Origin of the sequence: Pseudomonas sp. EL_65y_Pfl2_R96, assembly GCF_963970905.1 — a bacterium.
In the GTDB taxonomy this organism is placed as follows: domain Bacteria; phylum Pseudomonadota; class Gammaproteobacteria; order Pseudomonadales; family Pseudomonadaceae; genus Aquipseudomonas.
The window spans coordinates 1-809 of sequence record NZ_CAXAQH010000111.1 but is presented as its reverse complement, the minus strand read 5'-3'; the positions used below and the strand labels follow the sequence as shown (position 1 = coordinate 809).

At 65.9% G+C, this 809-nt stretch carries 2 protein-coding genes; both read left to right on the top strand.

Annotation, left to right across the window (positions count from 1 at the left end; genetic code table 11):
- Positions 1-639, top strand: a 639-nt coding sequence (locus AACY49_RS29705; RefSeq protein WP_339527749.1) for a molybdopterin cofactor-binding domain-containing protein, incomplete at its 5' end; no start/stop codon positions are given.
- On the top strand, positions 636-809 hold a 174-nt coding region (locus AACY49_RS32020; RefSeq protein WP_445262675.1), incomplete at its 3' end, for an XdhC family protein. The genes AACY49_RS29705 and AACY49_RS32020, both read left to right, overlap by 4 nt.

The window sequence follows — 809 nt, the reverse complement described above, 5'->3', positions numbered from 1 at the left end:
GACACTGTCCGCTTCGCACGTGAGGGTGTGTGGGTTGGTGGCGATCTCGTGCCTTTTGCGACGCTCTGTCGGCAGGCCCATATCGGTCGCGTTTCGCTATCATCGACCGGCTACTATGCTACGCCTGGGATCGAATACGATCGCGCTGCTCATCGAGGCCGACCGTTCTACTATTTTGCCTATGGCGCGGCACTGGCGGAAGTGGTGATCGACACCCTTACCGGCGAACACCGCGTCCTGGCGGTTGATATCCTCCACGACGTCGGCCGCTCACTCAACCCGGCGATCGACCTTGGCCAGATCGAGGGCGGCTTCATCCAAGGCATGGGATGGCTGACGACGGAAGAAGTCGTCTATGACGACGCCGGCCGGTTGCTCAGTCACGCGCCATCGACCTACAAAATTCCCACCGCCAACGACCGTCCGCCCCGAATGGACGTTCGCCTGTGGCAACCCGGCCGCAACGTCGAGCCGACGATCCATCGCTCCAAGGCTGTCGGCGAACCGCCGTTCATGCTCGCGATTTCAGTGCTGTCGGCGCTGACCCATGCGGTCGCCGCCGCACGTGGCGAGGCGGGTTGTCCGGCGCTCGATGCCCCGGCGACGCCGGAACGTATCCTGGCGGCGCTGGCACGGTGATCGACTGGGCAGCGGCGCTAGAGGCCCGTGCGGGAGGCGCTCCGGTCGCGATGGTGACCATCCTAGCGGTCGAAGGCTCTGCCCCTCGCGGTGCCGGCACGCGGATGCTCGTCGACGCCGACGGGCTCTGGGGCACGATCGGCGGCGGGCAGCTCGAGCATCTGCTGATC